Genomic DNA, 17330 nt, shown 5'->3' with positions numbered 1-17330 from the left:
TTGGCGCGGGGGTGTGATCCGGGCGTTTACACACGCCGCCCCGCACGAGAGAGCTTGGAGAAACATGTCACGGTCAGCCAGCATCAAGGATGTTGCGAACCATGCCCGCGTAGCGGTGGGCACGGTGTCCAATGTCCTGAACTACCCCGACCGGGTGTCGCAGCGGACCAAGGACCGGGTTCTGCAGGCCATCGACGAGCTCGGGTTCGTCCGCAACGACGCGGCCCGCCAGCTCCGGGCCGGGCACAGCCGCACCATCGGCCTGATTGTGCTCGACGTCGGCAACCCTTTCTTCACGTCCGTGGTCCGCGCCGCCGAGGATGCCGCCGCCCTGCAGGGCAGCGCAGTCCTGCTCGGAGACAGCGGGCACGATGCGAGCCGCGAGTCGAACTACATCGACCTCTTCCAGGAGCAGCGGGTCCAGGGCCTGCTCATCTCGCCGGTGGGCGATGTCACCGAACGCCTCGACCAGCTGCGCGAACGCGGCGTGCCCACCGTCCTGGTGGACCGGCTGGCCGACGAGTCCAGGTACAGTTCCGTTTCCGTTGACGACGACGCCGGCGGTTACCTTGCGGCGCGGCACCTGCTGGACACCGGCCGCCGTCGGCTGGCCTTTGTGGGAGGCCCGACGTCGATACGCCAGGTGGCGGACCGCCTCCAGGGGGCGCAACGCGCCGTTGCCGAGGTCCCGGACGCCTCCCTGGAAGTGCTGGATTCCGCCGGGCAAACGGTCCTGGCGGGCCGCGGCGTGGGCGACCGGCTGGTCCGCCGCAGCGCCGGCGAACTTCCGGATGGAGTGTTCTGTGCCAATGACCTGCTCGCACTGGGCGTGATGCAGTCCCTCACCATGCTGCACACGCTGCGGATTCCGGAAGACATCGCCCTGATCGGCTACGACGACATCGACTTCGCCGTGTCCGCCGTGGTGCCGCTCTCCTCGATCCGCCAGCCCACGGAAGCACTGGGCCGGACCGCCATCGAGCTGCTGGCCGAGGAAGTGGACGCCATGGGGTCCGCCTCGTCACGGCCGCACCACCGCGCCGTGATCTTCACTCCCCAACTGGTGGTGCGGCAAAGCACGGCGGGTGCCGCCACGCCGGATTAGACGCCGCCGGGAGCCGCTGAGGCCCTTGCCTCCGATACCCCTCGGGGGTATTTTGAAGTATGCCGTTGCGCTTCTTGTCCCGCCGCACCCGTTCAGCACCGGGCCGGCCGCTGCCTCGCGGAGAAAGACGACGGCGGGCACTCCGGATCGCCGTCGTAGCGCTGTTGACGATCATCGGTTTGCTGGTGGCCTCTACGGCGGCGAATCTCGTCCTGGAAGGGATCGAACGCTCGAACGCCACTGCGTACGGGGAGAAAGTCCGGATCGACCAGGGCACCATCAATGTCTCGCGTTCCGGGGACACCGGCCCCACCATCGTGCTGCTCAGCGGGCTTGGCACGCCCGCCCCGGGGCTGGACTTCGCGCCGCTGGTGCGGGAACTGACCGGCTTCCGGGTGGTGGCGGTGGAGGGTTTCGGATACGGCCACAGCGAAATGACCGCCCGGCCGCGAACCATCGAGAACATGAGCGAGGAACTTCACACAGTGCTGTCCCAGCTCGCCGTCGACCGTCCGTACATCCTTGCCGGCCATTCAATAGCAGGCTTTACCACCCTGTACTACGCCAACAAGTACCCTGCGGAAGTGTCTGCCGTTATCGGCATCGACCCCACGGTCACCGCAGGCATGGCCTCGGATGAAGATCCTGCCCACACCGAGGCGCCGGCCGCAGGCAATTTCTGGGAACGGCTGCCCTCGACCACCGGCCTGGTCCGCTGGGCCGCCGCGTTGGGCCTGGCGGACCCGGCTGGCGACAACTACACGCAGGAAGAGCGCGGGCAGATGCGCATGCTGGCCAGCTGGAACTACGGCAACGAGGCGCTGACCGACGAGACGAACAGGATGGCGGAAAACGCCGCGAAGATCCGAACACTCAGCTACCCTGACCACGTTCCCGTCCTTCAATTCCTGTCCCGGGAAACGATCAGCCAGCAGCCGGAGTGGCTGGGCTCCCACGAGCGCCAACTGGAAAATGTGAAGCGCCGCGAGCTGGTGCTCCTCGACGGGAACCACTACCTGCACTGGACGCAGTCCCAGGCCATGGCGACGAAAATTGCGGAGTTCCTGAGCCCGGCCGGCACCGTTCCCTGACGATCCGCGGTTCATCATGCGCCGGGGGAATCAGCCCGGGAGGGGCTACCAGTACCCGTATCAAGAGGCCCTCCCGCCGGGGATCCACTTCCTGTTGGATGGGCATAACCAACGAAAGGAACACCCATGGCTACCTGGCTCATCACAGGATGCTCCACCGGTCTCGGCCGCGCCCTCGCCCAGTCCGTGCTCGCCCGCGGCCACAACGCGGTGGTCACCGCGCGTAACGCCTCCACGCTGCAGGACATGGCGGCCGCGTACCCGGACACGGCCCTGGCCCTCCCCCTTGACGTCACCGACACGGCACAGATCAGCTCAGTGGTGCAGCAGGCGCGGACGCGGTTCGGCGGCGTCGACGTGCTGGTCAACAATGCCGGCTACGGCTACCGCGCCGCCGTTGAGGAAGCGGACGACGCCGACATCCGGCAATTGTTCGACACCAATGTTTTCGGCGCCGTCGACATGATCAAGGCAGTCCTCCCGGACATGCGGGCAAAAAGGGCAGGGTCCATCCTGAACATCTCCTCCATTGGAGCGCGGATCAAGCCGGCCGGCTCCGGATACTACTCCGCCACCAAGGCGGCCCTGGAGGGCCTCTCCGGTTCACTCCACAGGGAACTCCAGCCGCTTGGCATCAACGTCACCGTCATTGAGCCCGGCGCGTTCCGCACGGACTTCGCCGGCCGCTCCCTCACCCAGTCGGCGACGGCGATCGCGGACTATGCCGAAACGGCCGGGAAACGACGCAAAGAGCATGACACCGTCCACGGCACGCAGCCGGGCGACCCGGCGAAGGCCGCCGAGGCCATCATGGCGATCGCCGAAAGCGCGGCCCCGCCGTCCCTCCTGGTTCTTGGCCAGGACGCGTACAGCGCGTTTGACGCCGTCGCCCAGGCAGAGCGCGCGGAACTGGACGAATGGCGGGATCTCAGCCTCAGCACGGGCCTTGAGGGCTAGAGTTTCTCCACCGTGAGGTTCCGGTAGGCGGCACGCAGCGGCGCCATCTGCCGGAACCCGAGGTAGCCCTCGCCCAGCACCTGGTCCGAGGAGTCGGTCCAGTCAAAGAGGGGCAGCTCGTTGATGGAGAACGCCACGCGCGGGCCGTTCTTCACGAGTTCCATGCGGTAGAAGTCCCGGGCGTCCTCCGCCGGCGGCAGCGGGTCCGCGCCCTGGGCCACCAGTTCAAAGCCGGCACTTTTCCGCAGGTTGCAGGTCCGGAAGGCCCGCTCGGACTCGTACTTGTGCCGGAAGTAGGAAACATGGAGGGCGTCGATGTCACCCGAGTGGTATTGCGGGTAGAAGCCCGTGCGCCGGGCGACGCTGTCCGAAAACAGGTCATGCCCGCCGTGCCCCGTGGCCGAAAAGAACAGCATGGCCAGCCCCGGCTCGGCGAGCGGCAGGAACTCCCAGCTGATCCGGATGTCGTCCGGAAACTCCACCGGGCACCAGAAAGTCCAGTGCGCGTGGTCCCCGAACTCCTGATCGTCCAGTGCGCCGGAAAGCTCCAGGGCGCCCTCCCTGCATTCCTGCCGGAGCGGGCCCTCGGCCACCCAGCCGGACACGTCCGCCGGACCGGCAAGCGGATTGCTGTAAAGCAGTTCCGGACTGGGCGGCAACGCGCCCACCTAGCGCCGCCCCGCCGTCGTGAGTCCCGCCGTCGTGCATTGCAGCAGCGCAAGCCGGGCGGCAACCTCCCCGGCAACCAGGGACGCGCCGTGACGGGAGAAGTGCGTGTTGTCGGCCAGTCCGTCAGCCCAGTGGGCGTGCTCGCCGGGACCGAAATGGCAGAACAGCGGCTTCGATTCCTCGACGCCCAGCCCCAGGTAGAGCGTGCGGGTCCAGGCGTTGAGGTCGACGACGGCGACATGCAGTTCGAGCGCGATCTCACGGACCACTTCGGGATAGTCCTCCAGGCTGTCTTCCAGGGCACCGTCCGCCAGGAAGTGCCGGCGCTCCACGGAAGTGCAGAGCACCGGCACCGCCCCGAGCGCCTGCGCTTCCGCCACCATCCGGCGCAGGTTCGCCGCGTACCCCGTCCTGGCTGCCAGCTGGGGGCGTTTCTGGTCGTTGTGACCGAACTGGATGAGCACCAGGCTGCCCTCCTCCGCGGCTTCCAGGAGCTGACCCCAGAGCCCCTCCTCAATGAAGGACTCCGTGCTGGCACCGCCCTTGGCGAAGTTGTGCACGGCGGCCCAGGGGTAGACGTACCGGGGCAGCTGCGCGCCCCAGCCGCTCATGGGGTACTCGTGGGTGGGACAGTTGGCCACCGTGGAATCACCGGCGAGCAGTATCTTCATGCTGTTCCTTCTGTTGCGTGTTGAGCCGTCACCTGCCCAAGCCGAAGCCGGCTCAGCCCTTGACGGAGCCGATGAGCATGCCCTTGGCGAAGTGCTTTTGCAGGAAGGGGTAGAAGATCAGGATGGGCAGGGTGGCCACCACGATCACTGCGAATTTGATGCCCTGTTCCGGCGGGATGTAGTTCGGGTCCACGTTGCCGGAGCCCAGGAGGTCGGACGAGGCGGTGACCTGGCGCAGGTACATCTGCAGGGTCCACTTGGAGTTGTCGCTCAGGTAGAGCAGGGGCGACATGAAATCGTTCCAGATGCCCACGGCGTAGAAGAGCGCGAACGTTGCCAGTACGGGTTTGGACAGGGGCAGCAGGATCCTCCACAGGATCCCGATTTCCGTGGCGCCGTCCATCTTGGCAGACTCTTCCAGCTCGGCCGGGAGTTCCTGGAAGAAGTTCTTGATGATGATCAGGCTGAACGGGTTGATGGCGGCCGGCAGGATCAGCGCCCAGTAGCTGTTGAGCAGGCCGAGGTCCTTGATCAGCAGGAAGGTGGGGATCATGCCGCCGGAGAACACCATCGCGAAGACCACCAGGGACAGGATCAGCTGCCGGCCGCGAAGGTTCCGCTTGGCCAGCGGGTAGGCCATGGTGACGGTCAGGATCAGCTGCACCACCGTGCCCACGGCCGTGACTAGGACGGTGGTGACCAGCGCCCGGATGAAGGCCGGGGTGGAGAAGATGTATTCGTAGGCTCCCAGGCTGAACTGTTCCGGCCAGACGAAGAAGGCCCGACGGGTGATTTCCGCTTCGGTGGCAAACGAGCCGGCGAACACGTAGACGAACGGCAGCAGTGTCAGGACGCCGATCACGGCCAGGAAGACGTAGTTGGCGGCATCGAAGATCCGGCCGCCGGTGGTGTTGTGGATCTTCATTAGAACAGTCCGCTCTGGTTGAACCGCTTGGCCAGGGCGTTGGTGCCGAAGATCAGCACAATGCCCACCAGGGACTTGAACAGTCCGACGGCGGTGGAGTAGCTGTAGGCGCCCTGGGTGATGCCCACGAAGTACACGTAGGTGTCGAAGACGTCCGCCACCTCGCGGTTCAGGGCGTTGGTCATGAGGTAGATCTGTTCGAAGCCGGTATTCAGCATCTGCCCGATCGCCAGGATGAGCATCACGATGATGGTGGAGCGGATCCCGGGCAGGGTGATGTGCCAGACCCTGCGGAACCTGCCGGCACCGTCGATGATCGCGGCCTCGTACTGGTCCTGGTCCACGGTGGCCAGGGCGGCGAGGAAGATGATGGTGCCCCAGCCGGTGTTCTTCCAGATCTCCTGGAGCACAATGAGCGGCCGGAACCAGGCGGGGTCGGAGAGGAAGTCGATGTCCGTGCCAAGCACTGAGTTGATGAACAGGAACAGCGGCCCGAAGTCCAGGGCGAAGAGCAGGAAGCTCAGCGACGCCACGATGGTCCAGGACAGGAAGTGCGGGATGTACACCAGCGTCTGGACGGTGCGCTTGAGGATCGAGAGGCGGACCTCATTCAGCAGCAGCGCCAGCACGATGGTCAGCGGGAACGCGATGCCCAGGTTCAGGAAGGCCAGGATCAGGGTGTTGCCCAGCAGCCGGCCGAAGTCCGGGTTGGCGAAGAAATCCTGGAAGTGCTGGAAGCCCACCCACGGGCTGGCGTTGACGCCCAGGAACGGGACGTAGTCCTTGAACGCAATGCTGACGCCGTACATCGGGGCGTACCGGAACACCGCAAAGTAGAGGACCCCCGGCAGCAGGAGCAGGTACAGCCACTTGTAGTGCGCGAAGTGGACGGCGAAGCGGCGCCGCCGCCCCGGCGCAGGCGCTGGTGGCGGCGCCTGCTCCGGGGCTTTGACGTCAACGGTGGACGTTGTCACTTGCTGTCCTGCCAGAGCTTGTTGATCTCGTCCTGGACCTTGTCGCCTCCGCTGGTCTTCCACAGCTTGATGGCATCCTTCAGGCCCTGCTCATCGGTCTGGCCGGCGAGGTACTTGATCCGGGCGTCGGCCACGATGTTGTCCAGCTGTGCGCCCTTGGCGACGTAGGTGGGCGAAACGAACGCTGCGGCGGGGTTGTAGACGGCGCTCTTCAGGTCCTCAGCCATGACCTCGACCCGCTTGTCGAAGACTTCCTGCTCGTAGTCCGAGGCCTGCTTGACGGGGTAGAAGTTGTTGCCCGTGACGTTGGTGCCCAGCTGCGCGTAGCTCTTGATGTCCGTGGCCACGGCCTTGCCTTCAGGGGTTTCGGGTTTGATGGCGGCTGCCTTGCCGTCCTGGACAGTGAAGTTGATGCCTTCGATGCCGTTGTTGAGGAGCGCGGCCACGTCCTTGGAGTTCATCTTGTCGAGGAACTGCAGAACGTTCTTCAGCTCAGCCTCGGTGCGGACGCTGGTCTTGGGCACGGCCAGGAAGCCGGAGTAGCCGTCCGTGGGATGGGTGTGCAGTTCGCCGTCCGGGCCTTTGAGCCCGCCGACGAAGCCCACCTTGTTCTGGAAGTCGTTCGGGTTGGCCTGCTTGAACAGGCTGATGAGGACGCTGACGCGGGAGTCGACGTCAACGATGATGCCGCCCTTGCCGTTGAAGAACGGTTCGTTCCACTTGGTGCCGTCAAAGGTGGCGAAGTCCGGGTTGATGAGTTTCTCGTCCACCATCTTCTTGACGAAGCGGTTGGCTTCCAGGAATTCCTCGGTCTCGAAGCTGGGAATCAGCTTTCCGTCCCTTTCGGTCCACCGGTTGCCCGCGCCGTACCAGGTTTCAATCATGTCGTACGGGCTGTTGGTGCCCAGGGCGCCGAACTTGGGAACGGTGATGCCCCAGGTGTCGTTCTGGCCGTTGCCGTCCGGGTCCTGTTCGGTGAATGCTTTGGCCACCTTGTAGAGGTCCTCAGTGGTTTCGGGAGCTTTCAGTCCGAGCTTGTCCAGCCAGTCCTGGCGGAACATGACGGCCGAGCGGATGGGGTTGCGGGCACGGAAGACGCCGTAGACCTTGCCGTTGACGCTGGCGTTCTTCTCGACCTCCGGGAAGGTGGTCTTCAGGTTGGGGTACTCGTCCAGTTTGTCGGTGAGGTCCCAGAAGGCCCCCGCCTCGGCATTCTTGACGAAGCCCGGCGACTTGCCCTGCACCACCATGACCTGGGGGATCTCGGAGGAGGCGAGCGTGATGTTCATCTTGTCCTCGTAGGACGCGTTCGGCGTCCAGGTGATGCTCACGTCCTTGCCGGTGAGTTCCTCCAGCTTCTGCTGCACCGCGCCGTCGGCGGACGGCGGCTGTGCCTCCAGGAACGGCGCCATGATGGTGATCTTCGAGGAATCGGCAGCCGGCGCTTCACCCCCGCTGCACGCCGTGAGGGTCAAGGCGGTGGCGGTGACGACGGCGGCCGCCAGGCTGAGTTTTCTACGGATCATGGTGATTTCCTTTTCCACTTCTTCGGGGTCGGTTGGGTCAGGTGGTTCGGTTGGTCAGTTTTTGGGGCTGGCTCTGGAGTCAGGTGTGTGTCCGGGAAGTGCCGGCATCATTTTGATACGTTTCATTACGTGCCCGGGAAAGCTGGCCCGCGCCAACGCGGAGGACTCCAGGCTCCGGCGGGCGTCGGACGGCTCAGGCAAGGGGGGCTCCGACCATGGCGGCCGGGAGCGTGGCGCCCGCGGCAGGCTCGCCAGCACTACCGGTCACCGATTCGTCGTTCGCAGTGAAGAAGCGGTCGCACAGCCACCCGGTCACGTAGAGCCACGCTCCGACGCTGAAGAAAGGGATAAGTCCCGGCAGCGCCTGGCTGGCGAACAGCGCGACGGCGGTCACGAACAGCAGGATCGCCGTCCCCGCCAGGTGCCGGAGGGCAAACCGCGAGGACATCAGGAGGTACTGCGGAAGCGGAAGCTCGTAGCGGGCAAACATCGGAAAGAGATGGCAGGCAACAGCCACCAGGAAGATCGCGGCAACAAAGGTCCCGGCCGCCAGCAGCTGCGAAAGAAGGTCGCCGGAGCGGGAGAAGTAGTTCCAGTTCAAGGCCAGGGCGGCTCCGGCCAGCAGGATCGGCAGCGCCAGGGCATTGCCGCGGCCAAAGTTGCGTCCATACTCCCGGGCGAAGGAGCGGAACAGCGGAGCAGCCTCGCCCCGGACCCGGCGGCGCACCATGACCTGCGCGGCGGCCGTGGCGGGGCCCGCCCCGAGGACGCCCAGCCCGGCGAGCGAGAACACCATCCACAGCAGGTTCAGGCAGGCAATCCAGAGCAGGGTGTCGAAAAATGAGTACGCCTTGGCGCTAAAACTTCCAGCCAGCACAGCCAGCCCCCTTCGGATCTCCATCGTTGCAGAAACGGGGGCCACAGTGGTCCACGTCACCTCAGTAAGCGGTTTCTCGAAAATCTAGACGCTTTTACTGCGGCGGTCAAGGCGAAATTTGAATCGTTACATATTGGCCCGAGCCGGGTTAGACTGATGGCAGCAGCAAATTGGAAAGCGCTTACCATCCGATGAGGAGGGCCCCCCGGCCTACCCTGAAAGCGACGGTCGCGGGCCCCGCCCCGGCGATTTCCGCATCGACACCGACGTCAGACCCGGCCCCGGAAAGGGAAGCCCCGGGCACAGAAGAGGAGAGCCATGGGCACCCTGTCCGCGCCCGTCCCGGAAGAACCCGACATGCCTGCCACAGAAGGCAGGATCGCCTCCGCCCCGGCCAGGGTGGCCCTCGTCGGCGTTCACGGCTTCGGCACCCACCACCTCCACAACCTTGAAAGGCTCCAGCACGATGGAGCCGTCACCCTGGTGGCCGTTGCCGACCCGAATCCTCCGGCCGCCGGCGCGCTCCCGCCCGGAACCGGAGTGTTCGGCACCCTGGACGAGCTCCTGGCGGCAACCCCGGCGCTGGACCTCATTATTGTGGCCACGCCCATCCAGACGCACGCACCGCTCGCGCTCACGGCCCTCCCCCACGCCGACCTCTACTTGGAGAAGCCCCCGGTGGCTTCCCTGGCCGATTTCACCAGGCTGCAGGACGCCGCCGCAGCGGCCGGACGGAGCGTCCAGATCGGCTTCCAGAGCCTGGGCTCGCAAGCCCTGCAGGCCATCGAAGAGCTGCTGGCCGCCGGCGAAATCGGCACCCTCCTGGGAATCTCCGCGACCGGCCGCTGGGTACGCGACCGCGCCTACTACAAGAGGTCGCGCTGGGCGGGCAAACGCAGCCTGGACGGCGTCGACGTGGTGGACGGCGTGGCGACCAACCCCCTGGCCCACGCCATCGCCACTGCTTTGCGGATCGCCGGCGCGCGGACCGGGGACGATCTCGCCTCGGTGGAAACTGACCTCTACCGCGCCAATGACATCGAGTCGGACGACACCTCCGTCATCCGCGTCCGCACCGCATCAGGCCTTCCCATCACCTGTGCACTGACCCTCTGCGCCACGGAATCCGTGGAACCGTACGTCACCCTGCAGGGCAGTGAAGGCACTGCGGTGTTCCACTACACCGAAGACCGCCTGACCGTCAGCACTGCCGCCGGCGAGCGCCATCAGGTGTTCGGCCGGCTCGACCTTACCGAGAACCTGCTGGAGCACTTGCGGAACCGCCGCCCGCAGGACCTGCCGACCGGTGCGCCGCTGATCAGTTCCCTCGCGGACAGCGGCGCGTTCATGCGCGTGCTGGAGGCGATCCGCACCGCCGCTGCCCCTGAGTTGGTTCCTGCCCGCTATATCGACTGGGTAGGCGAGGGCGACTCCGCCCACCCGGTGATCGCTGGCATCGAAGATGCCCTGGAACGCGCGACGGCGGCGCACGCCACCTTCAGCGAACTCGGCCTGCCCTGGGCGCGGCCTTCTGCCGACGGCGCGGACACCCTGTCCCTTTCCGCAGCGCCTCTTTCCGCAGCGCCTCTTTCCACAGTGCCTCTTTCCGCAGTGCCGATCGTTACGGTCCGAAGCGGTTCCGCCCTCGCGGCCCGCCTCTCGCCCCGCCCGTACCTGCATCCGGTGCGGTCATTCGGCGGCGTCACCGTCACCGACCACTTGCCCGCGGACCATCCGTGGCACCTGGGCGCCGGCATCGCCCTGCAGGACGTGAACGGCGCGAACTTCTGGGGCGGCAAGACGTATACCCGCGCCGCCGGACGGTACGAGGAACGCCCGGACCACGGCCGGATTGTGCAGCTCGCGGCAAGGCCGGAGACGGCATCACCGGCCGGCGTATCCCTCCACCAGGACCTGAGCTGGCAGGCGCCGGACGGCAGCGAACTCCTCCGCGAGCGCCGCACCACCCGCGCAGGGAGGGTGGACCACCGGACCTGGCGGCTGGACCTGGCAACCGAACTGACCGCCGTCGTCGACGCTTCGCTGGGCGGTCCCGGGTCCAACGGTGCCGCGGGCAGCGGCTACGGCGGGTTCTTCTGGCGGCTGCCTGCTTGCTCCGCGGCGGACGTCTTCACGGCGGACCGGGAGGGTGAGGCAGCCGTCCACGGCTCCGTCTCGCCCTGGCTGGCCTGGACCGCGGAGTTCCCGGAGGGCGCGGCGAGCCTGGTGTTTGCGGCGCCGGCCGAGGCACCCGATCCCTGGTTCGTCCGGCTGCACGGCTACCCGGGGGTGGGTTCGGCGCTGGCCTGGGACAGTCCGGTGATCCTCGCCGCGGGAGAATCGATCCGTCGCTCCTTCACGGTGTGGATCGCCGACGGCACGCTGGCCCCGTCCGAGGCTGGCGCATTGGCTGCTGGCAGGTGACGGGGCACCTTGCCCCCGCCGGTCTTCTCACCGACGGGCTTGAAGCCTGCCTGACCGCCTCAAAGCGCCCGCACTTCGGCTGGGTCCTGGCGGCCGGAGAGGGAAGTGATCCGGCCTCCCGCCATCAGAGCGCCTATCAGCTCCGGGTCAACGACGCGGCCGGCACGCAACTGTGGGACTCGGGCATCGTGGCCTCCGGTGAGCAGCACTATGTCCCCTACGGCGGCCTTGAGCTCGCACCGGACGCCGACTACCGGTGGGCCGTCCGCGTCCACGACGCCAGCGGCGTCCCCGGGCCCTGGTCCGCGCCGCAGGGTTTCAGCACGGGCCTCGACACTCCGGACTGGGACGCCGAATGGATCCGCCGGGAGCCCGGCGGCCGCGCCCCGCTGGAATTGTTCGACGGCGCCCTGCGGGTTGCCGGTTCGCCGTACCTCCCGCTCCCCTCCCCGCCCGTCCGCCAGGTCCGGCTGGAGGCGCGCCTGAGGCCTGCGATGGGATGGGCGGGCCTGCTCCTGCGCACCACCGGCCCCGGTACCGGCCTGCTGCTGGAACTGAATTCCGCCGGGGCCGTGGTCCTCCGGCGCGCGGCCCGGTGGGAGATCCCCTGCGCTTCCGTGCCCGCAACCGAGGTCCTCGCCAGCGCCCAGCGGGAACGCGACGTGACCATCGGCCAGGAACGGCTGCCCGGCAAGGACCTGGTCCCCGGCACCTGGCAGGACCTGACAGTCACCGACGACGGACGCACCATCACGGTGATGCTCGACGGCGCGGAGCTACTCACTGTGGACGAGCCCGCCCCTGCCGGGTTCCGGGGAAGCCTTGCCTTGCATCAGGGCCCGCGGAGCCAGGCCGAATACGGCTCGCTCCTGGTCACTGAAACCACGGGCGGAACGGCGCTTGTTGACCACCTCTACGACGTCGGGGCTGACCGCGCAACTGCCTGCCTCGCCAAATGGACCCGCACCACCACCCACCGCCAGCCCGACGAGTGGACGCTGGCCCGCACGGACATACCGCTTTCCGGCACCGTGGTGCGCGCCAGGCTGTTCGCCGCCGCCAGCCACCAGGCCGTGTTCCGCATCGACACAGCGTCCTCAGGCAGGGCAGTCCTGGAGACGTCGTCCTTCGGCTACCCGGGTGAGGGCTATTACGACGCCGCCGACGTCACCGCCCTGCTGCAGGCCGGGGTCCGCGATGTGGTCCTCTCCGCCCGGGTGCATTGGTACGGGCCGGGCCAGGGCAGGGCCGCCGGCGTTCCCGGGCTCCTGGCCCAGCTCCATGTCGACTACGACGACGGCCGCCGCGAAGTGTTCGGCACCGGTCCCGGCTGGCAGGTGGCGGAAGGTCCGTACCGGCAGTCCGGTTACCGGAACGACGAAGGCGACCCGGTGGAGCATCTGGACGCCACCGCCCCGGCAGCCTCGGAGTCCGCCACCTGGGAACCCGCCACGTCGCTCGGCAGGCACCCCGTGGCAGATTTTCCCGCCGTTCTCCCCCGGCGCACGTTCCTGGCCCGGATACCCGTGCCTGCGGCCAGGCTGCTGACGGCGCAGGACGGTACGGTGGTGGCCGACTTCGGCCGCGTGCTTCCAGCCCGGCCGGTGGTGGAGTTCGCCGACGGCCGGGCCGGCCGCACGGTGATGATCCGGGCCGGCTACACCCTGGATAAAGAGGGCCGGGTTGACCGCGGCAAGTCGGCCAGCCAGAACACGGACATGTCCTTTCCCTACACCCAGGCTTCCGGGCCGCAACGTTACGAAGCCGCCGTCCATCTGGGGTTCCGGTACGTCGAAGTACCCGGAATCCCGGCGGCGGAAATCGCCGCGGTGGGCGGCGTCGTCGTCCATTCCGAACATCCCGGAAGCGGACAGCGGGAGGGCGGCTTCAGCAGTTCCGATCCGGCGCTTGACGCCGTGTTCACGCTGCTGCGGGACTCCGCGCTGTACGGCGCGCAGGAACAGTTCGTGGATACCCCCACCCGCGAAAAGGGCCAGTTCCTGGGCGACGCCGTCAATATCTCTTACGCCACCATGGCACTTTTCGGCGAGCGGCAGCTCACGGCCCAGGCCTTGCGCGAGTTTGCGGCGTCGGCCGGTCGGTATTGGTCCGGCGGCGGCGACCACGGCCGCTACAACGCGGTGTATCCCAACGGCGACGGCAAGCGCGACATCCCGGATTTCTCCCTGATGATGCCGGAATGGGTGGAGGATTACCACCGGAACAGCGGCGATACCGCCCTGGTGGAAGAGCTGCTGCCGGCCCTGCGCGCCACCGCCGGTTACGTGCTGCGGCACATCCCGGCGGACGGCCCGACGGCGGGACTCGTCACCTGCCTCGGCGGCGGCTCCGGTCCCTACCTCCACGGGATTGTGGACTGGCCGGCGCCCGGCCGGTTCGGCTACGACATGGCATGCGCGGCCAAAACCACTGTCAACGCGCAGGCCTTTTCGGTCCTGGACGCGGTGGCCGGGTTGTGCGGGCTGACCGGTCGACGCCGGGAAGCCGAGGAGTACCGTGCACGCTCGGTTGAGCTCTCCGCCGCGATCAACGCCCGCCTGCGCGTGGACGGAGTGATGGTGGACGGGCTGCACGGGGACGGCACCCCCAGCAGCCACGCCTCCCAGCACGCCACGTCCTTCCCGTTGTCGCTCGGCATCACCCCGCCGGAGTGGGTCCTGCACGACGGGCGGCGGCTGGCCGGGATGGGAATGCGGCAGGGTCCCATGACCGTGCACCGCCTGGTGCGCGCACTGCTGGCGGCGGGGCTGGTGGACGAGGTGCTGGACCTGCTGACCAACCCCGGGCAGCCCGGCTGGGCACGGCTGCTGGAATCAGGGGCCAGTTTCACCTGGGAAGCCTGGGAACTGGACGAGGCCACGGACTACAGCCAGTCGCACGCGTGGTCCGCTTCCGTGATCCGGGAAATCCTGAGCCACCTGCTCGGCATCCGGGTGGCTGACGGGGGCGCGGAGGCCCGCATCGAACCGCCGGCCGGCCGGCTGGGGCACGCCCGCGGGAGTGTCCCGCTCCAGCGCGGAACGGTTTCGGCCAGCTGGCATCGCGGCCCCGCCGGGATGGAACTGGGCTGCACGGTGCCCGCCGGCGTCCGCGCCGTGGTGGTGCTGCCGGCCGGACGCTACACGGCGGAGGGCCCGACGACGCCGGTTTCCGCCGTCGTCGGGCCCTCCACGGGAGCCGGCCCCGTTACGTTCCGGATCCATCCGGGGACCTGGCACTTCCGGCCGGAATAGCCAGGCGGCCGGCCCTGGCTCGGCCCGCTAGCTGAGTCCGCTCTTGATCTCGTCGATCGACTTCTTCGCGGCCTCCTCCGGGCTCAGCCGGCCGAAGTGGACCTCGGTGACGAAGCGGGTGAGGATTTCCGAGGCCGGGCTTGAACCTGCCGGCGGGACAACAGGGGCGTCGCCCACTTCATCCGCAATGTCGTTGATGAAGGTGGCCGTGGCGGCGTCCGCCGGGCTGAGTTTGGGCTGGATGGCGTCGCGCACTTCGGAGTTGCCGGGGATGCCGCGGTCAGCCAGCGCGATCTCGCCCGCTTCGACGCTGTTCGCCAGGAAATCGATGAACTGCTGTGCCTCTTTCGGGTGCTTGGTGCGCGAGCTCGCGGACCAGAGCTGGGACGCCTTGTAGTACTGCTTTGCCGACTTGGCATCACCGTCCGTGCTCGGCGGCCGCTTGATCTCCAGGGGCTGGCCGGAGGCCTTGGTCAGGGCTCCCAGCTGGTTGGACCACAGCCACCCCATGGCGAACTTGTTGGTGGCGAGGCCTGTCTGGTCCAGCGATGCGCTGGCCTCTTCAGTCATGACGGAGGCGGGCGGCACCGATTTGGCGTCGCGGAGCCCGGCCTGGAACTCGAAGTAGGACGTGGCGTCGGACTCATCGAACCCCAGCTTCCCGTCCGCGGCGAAGAGGGACTTCCCATGCTGCCGCAGCCAGAGATTGAAGGAGGCGTCTCCGGTGATGGGCCCGGATCCGTAGGTGCCCGCCTTGCCTTTGGCTGTGATGTCGGCGGCCGTCTTCTCGTAGTCCTGCCAGGTCCAGGACTGGTCGTCCGGCAACGGCACGCCGCTGGCGGAGACCAGCGAGGGGTTGGCCAGCACCACCAGTGCATTCATTCCCGCCGTCACGGCAAACTGTCCGTCCGGGGTCTTCCCCGCGTCTGCCGCAGCCTTGTCGAATTTGGACAGGTCCACGTCCTTGAGGTCCAGCAGCGCCCCGCGCTTGGCATATTCACCCAGGTACTGGAGGTCCATCTGGATGACGTCCGGAGCCTGCTGCGAAGCCACCTGGGTGGCGAGCTTGTCCCAGTAGCCGGACCAGTCCCCGTACTCTCCCTCAACCTTGATGTTGGGGTTCTTGGCCTCGAACGCGTCAATCAGCTTCTGCGTCATTTTGTGCCGGACATCCGAGCCCCACCAGGTAAAGCGCAGCGTCACAGGGCCGCCGGCATCGGACTGGGCACCGCCTCCGCAGCCGGAAAGGGTCAGCGCGAGGGCGGCCGCCACTGCCGCAATCTTGGGAGTCCGGGATTTTAGGGCGCGAAAAATCATTCGATGTCCTCTTCGACGGGTGGATTGAAACGAGCGAGAAAACGCTTTCTCACTTACCCTAAATGTGTGCCCGGTCACAGTCAATGCCCTGTCGCAGTCAATGCGGATGCGCTGCCGGTTTTGTCCGGCTCGAGGGACTACGGCGGTCGACGGCTCGGGTTAGCTGGCAAAAGACCCGTCGCCGGACCGCCGCCTGGCAGTCAGCCACAGCAGCAGCCCGATGACTGCAGCGGACAGCATTCCGAGCGCGCCGGTCACCACCAGTCCGGTCCTGACGCCGAACTCTTCCGTAAGCCAGCCGGCGAGCAGCCCGCCAAGGGCGTGCCCGCCCAGCAGCAGCGGCAGGTACAGGGCAAGGACGCGGCCCCGGACTTCCGCTCCGGCTTCCAGCTGGACGGTGGTTGCCGCGCTGGTCAGGAAGAGCAGCGTCATCACCCCCACCAGTACCAGCATGGCCACAAACAGCTCCTGCGTCGGCATCAGGGCGGCCACCAGCTGGGTAAGGCCGAACAGCCCCGCGCTCACCACGATTCCGCGGCGCCCCAGGGTGCGGAGCCGCGCCGCCAGCAACGCGCCGGCCAGGGCACCGCCGGCACTGAACGTGTTGAACATGCCAAAGCCGGCGGCGCCGCTGTGCCAGACGTCGCTGGCGAACGCCGCAAGCACCACGGGTCCGTTCATGCCGAACGCGCCGAGGAGCCCGGCCAGCAGCATCACCAGCAGGAGGGACGGCCGGTGGCGCACGTAGCGGAAGCCGGCCAGGACCTGCCCGCGCCCGCGGAGGGGCGGTTCGCTGGGGTGCAGCTGGGAGGTCCTGATGGCGATGATCATGCCCAGTACCGCCAGGCACACCAGCGCGTTCGCGGCGAAGGCGGCAGCCGAACCCGCCCTGGCGATCAGCAGGCCGCCGAGGGCGGGGCCCACCATCGCCCCGAGCTGGCCGATAGCGTTGTTCAGGCCGATCGCGGGTCGCAGGGCGGCATCCCCCACCACCTCGTTGACGAAAGCCTGGCGGGCCGGGCCATCCACGGCGGACGTGACACCCAAGGCCGCACAGCAGGCGTATACGGCCCAGACGGTGATCCCGCCGCCGGCATCCAGGACGGCGAGGGTGAGGGCCAGGAGGGCAGTGACGGACTGGCAGATCAGCAGGATGCGGCGCTTCGGGAAGAGGTCCACCAGCACGCCGCTGAGCGGTCCCACCACCAGCATGGGCAGGAACTGGAGCGCCACCGCCACGCCCACGGCCGCGGGGCTTCCCGTCAGCTGCAGGACCAGCCAGTCCTGGGCCAGGCGCTGCATCCAGACGCCCGTGCTGCCGGCCAGCTGAATGGCTACGAACAGGCGGTAGTTGCGCTGGGCCAGCGGGTGGTACCAGCGCGGCGGCCGTTCTAATCCTGGCGCAGCTGCCGGCGCTGAACGTTGTCCTGAACCATGTCCTGGACCATGTTCGGGGGCTTGGAGGGACTCTTCGGACGGGTGGCGCTCGGAAGTCACGTCTGGCTCAACTCGGTTGTGAAGGGGACCTGCTGGGACGGTG

At 67.4% G+C, this 17330-nt stretch carries 13 protein-coding genes; 5 read left to right on the top strand and 8 right to left on the bottom strand.

Features of this window, described 5'->3' with window-relative positions:
* Positions 1–64 precede the first annotated feature (64 nt).
* The 3 genes from BS38_RS0105995 to BS38_RS0105985 all read left to right on the top strand — a co-directional run bounded on the left by BS38_RS0105995 (position 65) and on the right by BS38_RS0105985 (position 3153).
* Complete coding sequence (locus BS38_RS0105995) at positions 65–1105, top strand: LacI family DNA-binding transcriptional regulator (protein ID WP_028269974.1); 1041 nt, start codon at positions 65–67, stop codon at positions 1103–1105.
* Positions 1106–1269: 164 nt separating this feature from the next.
* Positions 1270–2196: an alpha/beta fold hydrolase gene (locus BS38_RS0105990; protein WP_231511106.1), complete on the top strand. Its 927-nt coding sequence runs from the start codon at positions 1270–1272 to the stop codon at positions 2194–2196.
* 126 nt (positions 2197–2322) lie between these two features.
* A complete protein-coding gene (locus BS38_RS0105985) occupies positions 2323–3153 on the top strand; it encodes an oxidoreductase (protein WP_028269972.1) in 831 nt (276 codons plus the stop codon).
* On the opposite strand, the gene BS38_RS0105980 is transcribed toward BS38_RS0105985, so the two are convergent.
* From BS38_RS0105980 to BS38_RS0105955, 6 genes are all read right to left on the bottom strand, one after another.
* Entirely contained in the window at positions 3150–3812 is a 663-nt protein-coding gene (locus tag BS38_RS0105980; RefSeq protein WP_442853335.1) for a DUF1961 family protein, read from the bottom strand. The genes BS38_RS0105985 and BS38_RS0105980 overlap by 4 nt on opposite strands.
* Before the next feature lie 9 nt (positions 3813–3821).
* Positions 3822–4493, bottom strand: coding sequence for a rhamnogalacturonan acetylesterase (locus BS38_RS0105975; protein WP_028269970.1), 672 nt, complete (start codon positions 4491–4493; stop codon positions 3822–3824).
* 52 nt (positions 4494–4545) lie between these two features.
* A complete protein-coding gene (locus tag BS38_RS0105970) occupies positions 4546–5418 on the bottom strand; it encodes a carbohydrate ABC transporter permease (protein WP_028269969.1) in 873 nt (290 codons plus the stop codon).
* Positions 5418–6392: an ABC transporter permease gene (locus tag BS38_RS0105965; RefSeq protein ID WP_028269968.1), complete on the bottom strand. Its 975-nt coding sequence runs from the start codon at positions 6390–6392 to the stop codon at positions 5418–5420. The genes BS38_RS0105970 and BS38_RS0105965 overlap by 1 nt, the downstream gene beginning before the upstream one ends.
* Positions 6389–7918 (bottom strand): extracellular solute-binding protein, encoded by a 1530-nt coding sequence (locus BS38_RS0105960; RefSeq protein WP_028269967.1) that lies wholly within the window; start codon positions 7916–7918, stop codon positions 6389–6391. Before BS38_RS0105960 ends, BS38_RS0105965 begins: the two co-directional genes overlap by 4 nt.
* Positions 7919–8111: 193 nt before the next feature.
* Entirely contained in the window at positions 8112–8795 is a 684-nt protein-coding gene (locus tag BS38_RS0105955) for a YesL family protein (protein ID WP_028269966.1), read from the bottom strand.
* A gap of 357 nt (positions 8796–9152) precedes the next feature.
* Between BS38_RS0105955 and BS38_RS0105950 the strand changes: the two genes are divergently transcribed.
* Positions 9153–11219 carry a DUF6807 family protein gene (locus BS38_RS0105950; protein ID WP_051628760.1) on the top strand — a complete coding sequence of 689 codons (2067 nt, stop codon included), beginning with the start codon at positions 9153–9155 and terminating at the stop codon, positions 11217–11219.
* On the top strand, positions 11216–14473 hold the full coding sequence (locus BS38_RS24520) for a family 78 glycoside hydrolase catalytic domain (protein WP_231511105.1): 3258 nt from the start codon (positions 11216–11218) through the stop codon (positions 14471–14473). The genes BS38_RS0105950 and BS38_RS24520 overlap by 4 nt, the downstream gene beginning before the upstream one ends.
* A gap of 27 nt (positions 14474–14500) precedes the next feature.
* Here BS38_RS24520 and BS38_RS0105940 read toward each other — a convergent pair whose 3' ends face one another.
* Positions 14501–15790: an ABC transporter substrate-binding protein gene (locus BS38_RS0105940; protein ID WP_028269964.1), complete on the bottom strand. Its 1290-nt coding sequence runs from the start codon at positions 15788–15790 to the stop codon at positions 14501–14503.
* A gap of 159 nt (positions 15791–15949) precedes the next feature.
* Positions 15950–17287 carry an MFS transporter gene (locus BS38_RS24515; RefSeq protein ID WP_081818829.1) on the bottom strand — a complete coding sequence of 446 codons (1338 nt, stop codon included), beginning with the start codon at positions 17285–17287 and terminating at the stop codon, positions 15950–15952.
* Between the last annotated feature and the right edge of the window lie 43 nt (positions 17288–17330).

It is taken from the genome of Arthrobacter sp. UNC362MFTsu5.1 (assembly GCF_000685965.1).
Lineage (GTDB): Bacteria > Actinomycetota > Actinomycetes > Actinomycetales > Micrococcaceae > Arthrobacter.
This window is presented reverse-complemented; position numbering and strand designations above follow the sequence as displayed.

Bases quoted from the DNA above. Each gene is read 5' to 3' on its own strand.
- BS38_RS0105985 (WP_028269972.1), top strand. From the start codon at position 2,323: ATGGCTACCTGGCTCATCACAGGATGCTCCACCGGTCTCGGCCGCGCC.
- BS38_RS0105995 (WP_028269974.1), top strand. From the start codon at position 65: ATGTCACGGTCAGCCAGCATCAAGGATGTTGCGAACCATGCCCGCGTA.
- BS38_RS0105950 (WP_051628760.1), top strand. From the start codon at position 9,153: ATGCCTGCCACAGAAGGCAGGATCGCCTCCGCCCCGGCCAGGGTGGCC.
- BS38_RS0105960 (WP_028269967.1), bottom strand. From the start codon at position 7,918: ATGATCCGTAGAAAACTCAGCCTGGCGGCCGCCGTCGTCACCGCCACC.
- BS38_RS0105940 (WP_028269964.1), bottom strand. From the start codon at position 15,790: ATGATTTTTCGCGCCCTAAAATCCCGGACTCCCAAGATTGCGGCAGTG.
- BS38_RS0105970 (WP_028269969.1), bottom strand. From the start codon at position 5,418: ATGAAGATCCACAACACCACCGGCGGCCGGATCTTCGATGCCGCCAAC.
- BS38_RS0105975 (WP_028269970.1), bottom strand. From the start codon at position 4,493: ATGAAGATACTGCTCGCCGGTGATTCCACGGTGGCCAACTGTCCCACC.